At 43.1% G+C, this 12,628-nt stretch carries 10 protein-coding genes; 8 read left to right on the top strand and 2 right to left on the bottom strand.

From position 1 onward, the window contains the following. Positions 1-3,282, bottom strand: a 3,282-nt coding sequence (gene strH / locus SORDD05_RS08710; RefSeq protein WP_231077331.1) for an LPXTG-anchored beta-N-acetylhexosaminidase StrH, incomplete at its 3' end; no start/stop codon positions are given. Between the two features lie 299 nt (positions 3,283-3,581). After that, complete coding sequence (locus tag SORDD05_RS08705) at positions 3,582-4,298, bottom strand: GntR family transcriptional regulator (RefSeq protein WP_001007187.1); 717 nt, start codon at positions 4,296-4,298, stop codon at positions 3,582-3,584. Between the two features lie 316 nt (positions 4,299-4,614). Here SORDD05_RS08705 and SORDD05_RS08700 point away from each other — a divergent pair, with 316 nt between their 5' ends. The 8 genes from SORDD05_RS08700 to SORDD05_RS08660 all read left to right on the top strand — a co-directional run bounded on the left by SORDD05_RS08700 (position 4,615) and on the right by SORDD05_RS08660 (position 12,603). Continuing rightward, positions 4,615-6,402 carry a glycoside hydrolase family 35 protein gene (locus SORDD05_RS08700; RefSeq protein ID WP_061419088.1) on the top strand — a complete coding sequence of 596 codons (1,788 nt, stop codon included), beginning with the start codon at positions 4,615-4,617 and terminating at the stop codon, positions 6,400-6,402. Continuing rightward, the gene (locus tag SORDD05_RS08695) at positions 6,399-6,875 is read left to right on the top strand and encodes a PTS sugar transporter subunit IIB (RefSeq protein ID WP_000156968.1); all 477 of its coding nucleotides are present in this window, start codon (positions 6,399-6,401) and stop codon (positions 6,873-6,875) included. The genes SORDD05_RS08700 and SORDD05_RS08695 overlap by 4 nt, the downstream gene beginning before the upstream one ends. Positions 6,876-6,901: 26 nt before the next feature. Then, positions 6,902-7,807, top strand: a complete 906-nt coding sequence (locus SORDD05_RS08690; RefSeq protein ID WP_000616991.1) for a PTS mannose/fructose/sorbose/N-acetylgalactosamine transporter subunit IIC — start codon at positions 6,902-6,904, stop codon at positions 7,805-7,807. Further along, on the top strand, positions 7,794-8,615 hold the full coding sequence (locus SORDD05_RS08685) for a PTS system mannose/fructose/sorbose family transporter subunit IID (protein ID WP_000185284.1): 822 nt from the start codon (positions 7,794-7,796) through the stop codon (positions 8,613-8,615). Before SORDD05_RS08690 ends, SORDD05_RS08685 begins: the two co-directional genes overlap by 14 nt. Before the next feature lie 3 nt (positions 8,616-8,618). Then, the gene (locus SORDD05_RS08680) at positions 8,619-9,023 is read left to right on the top strand and encodes a PTS sugar transporter subunit IIA (RefSeq protein WP_081102481.1); all 405 of its coding nucleotides are present in this window, start codon (positions 8,619-8,621) and stop codon (positions 9,021-9,023) included. A gap of 223 nt (positions 9,024-9,246) precedes the next feature. Continuing rightward, positions 9,247-10,413: an SIS domain-containing protein gene (locus SORDD05_RS08670; RefSeq protein ID WP_061419085.1), complete on the top strand. Its 1,167-nt coding sequence runs from the start codon at positions 9,247-9,249 to the stop codon at positions 10,411-10,413. Between the two features lie 10 nt (positions 10,414-10,423). Then, the gene (lacD, locus tag SORDD05_RS08665) at positions 10,424-11,419 is read left to right on the top strand and encodes a tagatose-bisphosphate aldolase (RefSeq protein WP_061419187.1); all 996 of its coding nucleotides are present in this window, start codon (positions 10,424-10,426) and stop codon (positions 11,417-11,419) included. 146 nt (positions 11,420-11,565) lie between these two features. After that, the gene (locus tag SORDD05_RS08660) at positions 11,566-12,603 is read left to right on the top strand and encodes an aldose epimerase family protein (protein WP_061419082.1); all 1,038 of its coding nucleotides are present in this window, start codon (positions 11,566-11,568) and stop codon (positions 12,601-12,603) included. Positions 12,604-12,628: the final 25 nt, after the last annotated feature.

Here is a 12,628-nt window from a genome sequence, read left to right as displayed (position 1 = left end):
GATTTCAACCACTTGGGTCACAGGTTCCTTGGTTACTTGGCTATCTAGAACCGTTTCTGTTTGTTTCCCATTTTCAGTAAGGACAGAGATGTAATGAGTGCGTTCGCCCTCTACACCTGGTGTGATGATCTTTTCCTGACCGGCTGGGAGATTCGGATTTTCCTTCTTGATAACTTCAAATGGAATCTTTTCTGCTCTTGTGATGAGTTCCGGTTTGGTTTCAACATTGGCAGCTAGTTCGTTTTCGTCGAGGCTTCCTGAGTGGGTTGCTGCTGGTTTGAGGCCTAGGCGGGCTGCTTTGAGCTTGGCTACGAGAGCGTCTAACTCGGCTTGTTTGTTACGGTTGAGGTTGTAGTTGAGAGCTTCTTTAGCTGCATTTAGGGCGTCCAAGCTTTCCTGGCTGTATCCATCCAAGTTTGCAGGGATTTGAGCAAGCTCCTCACGGAGTGCGTTGTAGTTAGCGCGGAAGTAGTCTTTGTTGTGGTCTGCAAAGGCAGTCATGAGTTCAAAGATTTCTTCTTCCTTATACTCAGCACTTGGTTTGTCTGCCCAGATGGCAAGCATACTTCCGACGGTTGGAAGGTCTACCTCAGGATATTTGGTAGAAGCAAGCTGGTTAAATGGTACTTTGCCAGAGTTTTCAAGTGCTTTTGATAGTGGGTAGGCTTCGTCTGGTTTGTGATTACCTAGCACGTAGTACCAGTCTCCGTTGGTGTTGAGGAGTTTATAGCCTTTGCTTGCCAGGTACTGAGGCGTTGCAAGGTTGTAACCCCACCATCCCTTAGACCAGTAAGAGATGATGACATCCTTGTCAAACTCAACATCATCCTTGTCTTCATAGTAGAAACCATCGTTGAAGGCCATTGGTTGAAGGCCTCTTTCTTTGGCCATAGCAGCAAGGGTGTTAGAGTACTCAGCAAACTTGCCATAGAGTCCATACCATTTGAGGTAGTACCAGCCTTGCGCGTTGGTAGCATCATTGGCATATTCGTCTGTACCGTAGTTGAAGATCTTTGTCTTGCCTGCAAAGAAGTCCATGTACTTGCCGATGAGGGCTTTGACAAAGTTCATCGCCTCTTCGTTTTCAAGGTCCATGGTTGTTTTGGATACTTTGTCGAAGTTGGCTTGAGGATTCTTGATTCCAAGTTTTTCCATCGCGACGAGCATGGCATCCATGTGACCTGGGCTGTTGATCGCTGGGATGAGTCCGAGGCCTTTTGATTTTGCGTACTCGATTAATTCAGTGATTTCAGCTTGACTAAGAGTGGTTCCGTTTGGATCATCGTAGTAAGATTTTGTTCCTTCGATGATGGCCTTTTTGACATCATCACTTGCATAAGTTTTTCCGTTAGCTGTGATGGTCATGTCATCAAGGAGGAAGCGAAGTCCATCATTTCCAAGAAGGAGATGGATATCAGAATATCCGAGCTCGCTCGCCTTGTCTACGATGCGTTTGAGTTGGTCGAGCGTGAAGTACTTACGTCCAGCATCGATGGAGATTACCTTGTTCTTGGCAAGTTTTTCAACTTCGCGTTTCGCGTCTTCTTCTTTTTGAGCTTCTGGTGTGAAGGTCAAATTGCTGACGGCTTCTTGGAGTTTCGCGATTGCTTGGTCAATGGTGTCTTGTTGGGCACGGCTGAGGTTGCTATCGAGTGAGCGAATGGTTTTTTCAGCTTCTTTTACAGCTGCGACACTTTCTGCAGTATAGCGGTTAAGGTCTGTTGGAACTTCTTTCAGAGCTTGTTCAGCAGACTCATAGTCAGCTGCGAAGTATTCAGCATTGGTATTTGCGAAGCTACGCATGAGTTTGAAGAGGCGTGATGGTGAATAGCGTGCAGATGGGGTATCCGCCCAAGCAGCTACCATACCCCCGATGAACGGGATAGTAGCCCCTTCAGATTTTGGTACAGAAGTGATTGGAGTGTTCTTGATACCATTGAGTCCTTGGTCGAGGTTGTACCAGCCTTGACCATCGGCATTTCGTCCGAGAACGTAGTACCAAGCATCGTTGGTATTAAGGATTTGGTGGCCTTTTTCAACTAAAAGTTTAGAAGAAGCGACGTCGTATCCGCCCCATCCACCAGTCCACATAGAAACGATGATGTCTTTGTCAAAAGTTCCGAAGCTAGTGTCGCTATTGTAGTAGATACCATCGTTAAAGGCCATTGGTTTGAGTCCGTGAGACTTGACGATGCGAGCAAGGTCATTGGCGTAGGCGATAAATTTCTCATATCCTCCTACAGGGTAGCCTTCGTTTGGATAGTATTTATCAGCCTGAAGAACGCTCCAGCCTTTGGCATCTGTAGCATCATTTGCATATTCGTCTAGTCCGATATTGAAAATGTCAGATTTGCCAGCGAAGTAAGCAGCATACTTGTCAATCAGAGCCTTGGTAAATGCGACAGCTTCTTTGTTATCAAGGTCAACGGTACGAGCAGATTCCTTACCAAAGTAGTTGAAGTTCGGTTTTTGGATGCCTAGTTCTTTCATGGCATGCAAAATCGCATCCATGTGACCAGGGCTGTTTACAGTTGGGATGAGACCAATGCCTTTGTTTTTAGAATAGTTGATCAAGTCCGTCATCTGACTTTCTGTCAAATGGTTGCCGTTTGGATCCTTGTAGTAGGCATCGGTTCCGTTTTCAAGTGCACGTTTGACATCGTCACTTGCATAGGTTTTGCCATTGGCTGTGATCGTCATGTCGTCCAACATAAAACGCATGCCATCATTTCCAACTAGTAAATGAAGATCAGTATAACCGTAGTGTTTGGCTTTGTCGATGATTTCTTTGAGTTGGTCTGGAGAGAAGTACTTGCGTCCAGCGTCGATTGAAATCATTTTTCTTTTTGCCAGTTTTTCATTTACCTGAGCTGCACGTTCCGTGCTAGGAGTGGCTACTGCAGGTGTGACGGCTTCATTTCTCTTGTCTTCGTCGGTTTTTACTGGTTCTGAGTTTTCTTCTGAAACAGGAGTAGCTTTTTCAGTGACTGGAGTCTCGTCAACTTTCTCTGCAACTGCTGGGGATTCATTTTTTTCGACTGTTGGAGCGATTGTGGCTGAAGCTCCCTTTGCTTCAACTCTTTCTTCAAGCTTGCTTTCAACTGATGTCTCAGCTGTCTGTGGCTCTCCTTGAGCAGTCTGAGCTGCGCTTGGATTTTCTGGTGTTGGAGTGACGCTGTCGGCAGACACGACTTGGGTACCAAAAGCAAATCCTATGAGTACAGAAGCTGCTCCAATCGCGTACTTACGAATGGAGAAGCGCTGTTTCTTTTCTAGTTTCATGATAAAACCTCCCTGTTATTATATTGTATGATAGCGTTTACACAAAACTATTTTTATTTTATTATCTAAGATATAAAAAGTCAAGCGGCTTTATGAAAGAACTATAATAAATGGAGGAAATCATAAGATTTAGGAAAAAATTGTCAAAAAACTAAAAACAAGGAAAATCTAGCCAATATTTAACTTGTTTTTAGTAAAAGCACTACTAATTAAAGAATTACCCTTCGTCATATGTTCATACCAAATGGTGCATGCTATAATGAACATAGAAAAAGCCTGAGCTAGGCTCAGGCTTTTTCTTAATGACCTCGATCACACGAGATGAATTTGATTTTGTAGTAGTCAGCTCGCTTATAAGTTTCACTATAGGCAAGGACTTGGCCAGTGGCCTCAAGTTTTGTAGTCTTTGTTTGGAAGACAGTTGGAAATTGTGTATCAATTCCCAACGTAGAAGCAGCATGCTCGGGTGTTGGGAATGCGATTTCGTTGATTTCCTCAAAATGCTCATCAGTCATGTGAATGCGGTAATCCAGCTTGAAACGTTTATAGATAGAACTATAATAGTCAAGATTTGGATAGTTGGCATTGATATATTGTTCGGGAATATAAGAAGTGTGATAGATATAGGTCACACCGTTAGTTTGACGTGTCCGTTCGATCTTGTAGTAGAACTGGTCTCCACGCAAACCAAGTTTTTCCAAATATTCAAGCTTATTTCCACGTTCGATAGAAAGGACAGTTACTTTATCGTCCTTTGTTTCAAAAATTTCCACATCTGAAAACTCAACGAGTTTGTGCTTACGAGCGCGTGAAACAAAAGTTCCTTTTCCTTGTTGGCGGACAATATAGCCATCTTTGGCAAGGTCGTTCAAAGCGCGTACGACGGTAATAGAACTCACATCATACATGGCGATCAATTCTGCTTCAGTATAAAATTTGTCTCCACTCGCAAATTGACCTGAGATGATTTTATTCTTGAGTTCGTCTTTAATATATTGGTATTTTGGAATAGCCATAATTGCACCTCAATGTTTTTCTTTCTCCTCCTTTGATTTTACCACAAACACAAAGAAAATAGTAGCATTTAGATGAAAAAATAACATAATACATTAAAAATATTATTTTGCACATATATAAAAGCACCGTCAAAACAGAGATCGTGCAAAAGCCCTCATTTCATGCTATTTTTTAGATAATTTTGGTAAAAAAGAAGTAAAAAAATAGAAAAATTTTAAAGAATTTTCTAAAACCTATTGACAAATGCAAAAGATTTGATTATAGTTAATATTATAATAAATGAAAGCGCAAACTTAATTCGTCAGAGGTAATAACATGACAAGATTTAAAATTGAGGACGATTTCTATTTAGACGAAAAACCGTTCAAGATTTTGTCCGGCGCCATTCATTATTTTAGGATTCCAGCAGAGGATTGGTATCATTCCCTCTATAACTTAAAGGCGCTTGGCTTTAATACAGTCGAGACCTATGTGGCTTGGAATTTACACGAACCTGTTGAAGGGGAGTTTGATTTTGAAGGTGCCAGAAATTTGGAGAGATTTCTTCAAATTGCACAAGATCTGGGTCTCTATGCCATTGTACGCCCGTCTCCATTTATCTGTGCGGAATGGGAATTTGGTGGCTTGCCGGCTTGGCTCTTGACCAAGGACATGCGAATCCGCTCGTCCGACCCGGCCTACATCGAGGCTGTTGCTCGCTATTATGACCAATTATTGCCAAGGCTTGTGCCTCGCTTGTTGGATAATGGCGGAAACATTCTCATGATGCAAGTCGAAAATGAATATGGCTCTTATGGAGAAGATAAGTCTTATCTACGAGCCATTCGGAAATTGATGGAAGACCGAGGGATTGATTGCCCACTCTTTACTTCAGATGGTCCATGGAGGGCTACTCTGAAAGCTGGAACCTTGATCGAAGACGACCTCTTTGTGACAGGAAATTTCGGTTCTAAGGCTCCTTACAACTTTTCACAGATGCAGGAATTCTTTGATGAGCATGACAAGAAATGGCCCCTCATGTGTATGGAATTCTGGGATGGTTGGTTCAACCGTTGGAAAGAACCCATCATCACACGGGATCCTAAAGAATTGGCAGAAGCTGTTCGAGAGGTATTGGAGCAAGGCTCTATCAACCTTTACATGTTCCATGGTGGAACAAACTTTGGTTTCATGAATGGTTGCTCGGCTCGAGGAACTCTGGATTTGCCACAAGTCACATCTTACGACTATGATGCCCTTCTCGATGAAGAAGGAAATCCAACTGCTAAATACCTAGCAGTCAAGAAGATGATGGCAACACACTTCCCAGAGTATCCACAGTTGGAACCACTTTACAAGGAAAGCATGGAAATGGAATCCATTCCACTAGTCGAAAAAGTGTCCTTGTTTGAAACCCTGGATAGTCTCTCTAGTCCTACTGAAAGCCTCTATCCAAAAGCGATGGAAGAACTTGGACAAAGCTATGGCTACCTTCTCTACCGCACTGAGGCAAGTTGGGATGCAGAAGAGGAACGCCTCCGTATCATCGATGGACGTGACCGAGCTCAACTCTTTGTAGATGGTCAATGGATTGCTACTCAATACCAGACAGAGATTGGTGAAGATATCTACTGTCAAGGCAACCGAGAAGGCTTTTCAGAAATTGACATCTTGATCGAAAATATGGGGCGTGTCAACTACGGACACAAGTTCTTAGCAGATACGCAACATAAAGGAATTCGTACAGGTGTCTGCAAGGATCTACATTTCTTACTGAATTGGAAACAATATCCACTGCCACTGGATAATCCTGAGAAAATTGATTTTTCAAAAGGATGGACAGAAGGACAACCAGCCTTTTACGCTTTCGACTTTACTGTCGAAGAGCCGAAGGATACCTACTTAGACTTATCTGAGTTTGGTAAGGGAGTTGCCTTTGTCAACGGGCGCCACCTAGGGCGTTTCTGGAACGTCGGCCCGACCCTCTCACTTTATATCCCTCATAGTTATCTCAAGGAAGGTGCTAACCGCATCATCATCTTTGAAACTGAGGGCGAATATAAAGAAGAGATTCATTTAACTCGTAAACCTACACTAAAACACATAAAGGGGGAAAACTTATGACAATTGTAGGATGCCGTATCGATGGACGTTTGATCCACGGTCAAGTAGCCAATCTTTGGGCTGGAAAACTAAATGTTTCGCGCATTATGGTTGTAGACGATGAAGTTGTTAACAACGATATTGAAAAGAGTGGTTTGAAACTTGCGACACCACCAGGTGTGAAACTCAGTATCTTGCCAGTTGAGAAAGCAGCAGCAAATATCCTTGCTGGTAAATACGATAGCCAACGTCTCTTTATCGTTGCACGTAAACCAGACCGTTTCCTTGGTTTGGTCGAAGCAGGTGTTCCGCTTGAAACACTCAACGTCGGCAATATGTCTCAAACACCAGAAACTCGCTCTATCACACGTTCTATCAATGTGGTAGACAAGGATGTGGAAGATTTCCACAAACTAGCAGAAAAAGGTGTGAAACTCACTGCTCAAATGGTTCCAAATGATCCAGTTTCAGACTTTTTGAGCTTATTAAAATAGGAAAAAATTTTTAGGAGGTCATTGTTATGATACAATGGTGGCAAATTTTACTTCTCACTTTGTACTCAGCTTATCAAATCTGTGATGAGTTGACAATCGTTTCATCTGCAGGTTCCCCTGTATTCGCTGGTTTCATTACTGGTTTGATCATGGGAGATGTGACAACTGGTTTGTTTATCGGTGGTAGCTTGCAGTTGTTCGTTCTCGGGGTTGGTACCTTCGGTGGTGCTTCTCGTATCGACGCAACTTCTGGTGCGGTTCTTGCAACAGCATTCTCTATCTCTCAAGGTATTGATACAGACCTTGCGATTACAACAATCGCTGTACCAGTAGCAGCACTTTTGACATACTTCGACGTTCTTGGACGTATGACAACTACTTTCTTTGCACACCGTATTGATGCTGCAATCGAACGCTTTGACTACAAAGGTATCGAACGCAACTACCTACTTGGTGCGCTTCCATGGGCTCTTTCTCGTGCTCTTCCAGTATTCTTCGCTCTTGCTTTTGGTGGTGCTTTCGTACAATCAGTAGTAGACCTTGTTAAAGAATACCAATGGGTTGCAGACGGTTTGACACTTGCAGGTCGTATGCTTCCAGGTCTTGGATTTGCAATCTTGCTTCGTTACCTTCCAGTTAAACGTAACCTTCACTACCTTGCAATGGGATTCGGTTTGACAGCTATGTTGACTGTTCTTTACTCATATGTAACAGGTCTTGGTGGAGCCGTTGCGGGTATCCTTGGTACTCTTCCTGCTGATGTTGCTGAAAAGATTGGCTTTGCTAACAACTTCAAAGGTTTGTCTATGATCGGTATCTCTATCGTAGGTATCTTCCTTGCAGTTGTTCACTTTAAGAACAGCCAAAAAGTAGCTGTAGCAGCACCTTCTACACCATCAGAAAGTGGGGAAATCGAAGATGACGAATTCTAATTACAAACTTACAAAAGAAGATTTTAATCAAATCAACAAACGTAGCTTGTTTACTTTCCAATTAGGTTGGAACTACGAACGTATGCAAGCTTCTGGTTACCTTTACATGATCTTGCCTCAATTGCGTAAAATGTATGGGGATGGAACTCCTGAATTGAAAGAAATGATGAAAGTTCATACTCAATTCTTCAATACTTCACCATTCTTCCACACAATTATCGCTGGTTTTGACCTTGCCATGGAAGAAAAAGATGGTGTGGGTTCAAAAGATGCCGTTAACGGTATCAAGACAGGTTTGATGGGACCATTTGCTCCTCTTGGAGATACTATCTTTGGTTCACTTGTACCTGCTATCATGGGATCTATCGCAGCAACTATGGCTATCGCTGGCCAACCATGGGGTATCTTCCTTTGGATCGCAGTTGCAGTTGCTTATGACATCTTCCGTTGGAAACAATTGGAATTTGCCTACAAAGAAGGGGTTAACCTTATCAACAACATGCAAAGTACTTTGACAGCTTTGATTGACGCTGCATCTGTACTTGGTGTCTTCATGATGGGTGCTCTTGTAGCAACAATGATCAACTTTGACATTTCTTACAAATTGCCAATCGGTGAAAAGATGATTGACTTCCAAGACATCTTGAACTCAATCTTCCCACGCTTGCTTCCAGCAATCTTTACTGCCTTTATCTTCTGGTTGCTTGGTAAGAAAGGTATGAACTCTACTAAAGCGATCGGTATCATTATCGTTCTTGCAGTAGGTCTTTCATTCATCGGTAAATTCTTGCTTGGAATGGGCGCATAATTTATGAGTAAATCATTAATTTTGGTGAGTCATGGTCGTTTCTGTGAAGAACTGAAAGGTAGCACAGAAATGATCATGGGTCCACAAGACAACATTCATGCAGTGGCTCTTCTTCCAGAAGATGGTCCAGAAGAATTTACTGCAAAATTTGAAGCTGCTATCGAAGGATTGGATGATTTCCTAGTCTTTGCGGACCTTCTCGGCGGAACACCTTGTAACGTGGTAAGCCGTTTGATCATGGAAGGTCGCGACATTGAACTCTACGCAGGGATGAATCTTCCAATGGTGATTGAATTTATCAATGCTAGCCTTACAGGCGCAGATGCGGACTACAAGAACCGTGCTGCAGAAAGCATCGTGAAAGTCAATGACCTGTTAGCGGGCTTCGATGATGACGAAGACGAATAATACTCTTCGAAAATCAAATTCAAACCACGTCAGCGTCGCCTTGCCGTACTCAAGTACAGCCTGTGGCTAGCTTCCTAGTTTGCTCTTTGATTTTCATTGAGTATACGATGTTACAACGTGAAAATCGTTAGAACAGCTTGTATAGAATATACATGGGAGTGGGAGTCAATCCCATTCCCATATTTTCAATAGGAATGAAACAATAATAGATTAGAGGAACTCTATGCTAAATTACACAAAAGAAGAATTACTTGAACTGGGTGCAGAAATCACGACTCGTGAAATCTACCAACAGCCTGATGTATGGGAAGAGGCTTTTGAAGCCTATCAAGCGAAACGGGAAGAAATCGCAGCCTTTCTGCAAGGGATCGCTGATAAACATGACTATATCAAGGTCATCTTGACGGGTGCTGGTACTTCTGCTTATGTGGGAGATACCTTGGTACCATACTTTAAGGAAGTCTATGACGAGCGCAAATGGAACTTTAATGCCATTGCGACAACAGATATTGTAGCCAATCCAGAAACCTTTCTGAAAAAAGATGTGGCTACTGTCCTTGTATCCTTTGCTCGTAGCGGAAATTCGCCTGAAAGTGTGGCGACAGTTGATTTGGCTAAAGCCTTGGTTGATGACCTCTATCAAGTGACCATTACATGTGCTGCAGAAGGGAAATTGGCTCTTCAAGCTCATGGTGACGACCGCAATCTCTTGCTCTTGCAACCAGCTGCTTCCAATGACGCTGGATTTGCTATGACTTCTAGCTTTACGTCCATGATGTTGACAGCTCTCTTGGTCTTTGACCCAACAGAATTTGCTGTTAAAGCTGAACGTTTTGAAGTTGTGGTTAGCCTTGCCCGTAAGGTCCTAGACAATGCAGCAGATGTCAAAGAGTTGGTTGACCTAGACTTTAATCGTGTCATCTATTTGGGTGCAGGTCCTTTCTTCGGCCTTGCTCATGAAGCTCAGTTGAAGATTTTGGAATTAACAGCTGGTCAAGTTGCGACTATGTATGAAAGCCCAATTGGCTTCCGTCACGGTCCAAAATCATTGATTAACGAAGATACAGTTGTTTTGGTATTTGGTACAACAACAGACTACACTCGCAAGTATGATTTGGACTTGGTTCGTGAAGTTGCTGGTGATCAGATTGCCCGTCGTGTCGTACTTTTGAGTGATCAAGCCTTTGGGCTTGAAAATGTTAAAGAAGTGGCTCTTGGCTGTGGTGGAGTCTTGAATGATATTTACCGTGTCTTCCCTTACATCGTTTATGCCCAACTCTTTGCCCTTTTGACTTCGCTCAAGGTGGAAAACAAACCAGATACACCGTCTCCTACAGGTACAGTAAACCGTGTGGTGCAAGGTGTCATCATTCATGACTATCAAAAATAAGGAAGTATCTATGAGTAAATTACAATTAAGTCCTAATAAAGTAGCTTGCTTGCAAAAGCTTTCTGACGAGAATGGCATTATCTCAGCTCTTGCCTTTGACCAACGTGGTGCTTTGAAACGCCTTATGGCTCAATACCAAACAGAAGAGCCAACAGTCGATCAAATGGAAGAACTTAAAATCTTGGTAGCTGATGAATTGACAAAATATGCTTCATCTATGCTCCTTGACCCTGAGTATGGTCTTCCAGCTACAAAAGCGCTTGATCCAAATGCTGGTCTTCTCCTTGCTTATGAAAAAACTGGCTACGATACAACCAGCACCAAACGCTTGCCTGACTGCTTGGATGTTTGGTCTGCAAAACGCATCAAAGAACAAGGTGCCGATGCAGTTAAGTTCTTGCTTTACTATGACGTAGACAGCTCTGACGAACTTAACCAACAAAAACAAGCCTACATCGAACGCATTGGTTCTGAGTGTGTGGCAGAAGACATCCCATTCTTCCTTGAAATCTTGGCTTACGATGAAAAGATTGCGGACGCAGGTTCTGCAGAATACGCAAAAGTGAAACCACACAAGGTTATCGGTGCCATGAAGGTCTTTTCAGACCCACGCTTCAACATCGATGTTTTGAAAGTGGAAGTTCCAGTCAACGTCAAATACGTTGAAGGCTTTGGTGATGGAGAAATCGTTCATACACGCGAAGAAGCTGCTGCCTTCTTCAAAGCACAAGATGAAGCGACTAACTTGCCATACATCTACTTGAGTGCGGGAGTGTCAGCTAAACTCTTCCAAGAAACGCTTGTCTTTGCCCACGAATCAGGCGCAAACTTCAACGGAGTTCTTTGTGGCCGTGCAACCTGGGCTGGATCAGTCGAAGCTTACATCAAAGACGGTGAGGCAGCAGCTCGTGAATGGCTTCGTACAACTGGATTTGAGAATATTGACGAACTCAACAAGGTTCTTCAAACAACAGCGACTTCATGGACTGAACGTGTAGAAGCATAAAACAAGAATAGAAGACCCCCCTTTTGTTAAGAAGATACCTAGGGTTTTCTGACAAAGGATTCTGAAAATAGAAACTACAACCATAGATGGTGAATACACTTTCTATGGTTTGTTTACTTAAGAGAAATGAATCAAAGGAGAACAGAATGAAAGCATACACAGAGCGTGTATTTGGAAATCATGAGGGCAAGGATGTCTTGGCCTATCGCTTTGAGGCTGACGGTGGCTACCAGCTAGAGATTATGACTTATGGTGCGACCATTTTGCGCTATGTAACGCCTGACAAGGCTGGAGATTTTGCCAATGTTATCTTGGGCTTTGATGATTTTGATAGCTATGTAGGCAATAGCCCTAAGCATGGAGCAAGTGTAGGTCCTGTGGCAGGTCGTATCGCAGGTGCGACATTTGAGCTCAATGGCAAGACCTATGACCTTGAAGTCAACAATGCTAGCAACTGTAACCACAGTGGTTCAACGGGTTGGGATTCGAGCTTGTTTGAATTGGTCGAGGCGAGCGACCATGGCTTGACCCTCTACACAGAACGTACAGACGGGACAGGAGGATTTCCTGGTAATCTCAAAATCTGGATTAGCTACTACTTGGAAGAAACTGGTGCTTACGAAGTCAGCTACAAGGTAACAACCGATCAGGATACGCTGGTCAATCCAACTAATCACAGCTACTTCAACTTGTCTGGTGATTTCACGCAGACAATTGACCGCCATGTCTTTCAACTAAATACGGAAGGTATTTATCCAATCGCTCCCGACGGTGTTCCGGCCAAGACTCCAGATGCTGATCGTGATGTAGTGAAACACATCTACAATGGTGCCTTATTGAAAGATATCTTTGCAGAAGAAGATGAGCAAATCCAGCTGGTATCTGGTTTGGATCACCCATTTGCCCTCCCTGCAGGTCATGATAATGCTGGTTTCCTTTATGACCAAAACTCAGGTCGATTCCTGCTTTTCAAGACAGAGGCTCCTTGCTTTGTGGTCTACACAGCAAACTTTGTGGATGAGAGTGTCATCATAGCTGGTCAGCCAATGGTGCAGCACAATGGAATTGCCCTTGAAGCGCAGGCCTTACCAGATGCCATTCACAGTGACCTCAAAGACCAAGTCATTCTTAAAGCAGGTCAAACCTTCACCAGCAAAACTCGCTACGAGCTTGTTGTTAAATAAAAAGAAAGAGCTGGTTTCCAGCTCT

The sequence above is a fragment of the Streptococcus oralis genome, from assembly GCF_001578705.1.
GTDB lineage: Bacteria > Bacillota > Bacilli > Lactobacillales > Streptococcaceae > Streptococcus > Streptococcus oralis_J.
The sequence above is the reverse complement of the archived record's forward strand: the minus strand, read 5'-3'. Positions and strand labels throughout refer to the sequence as shown.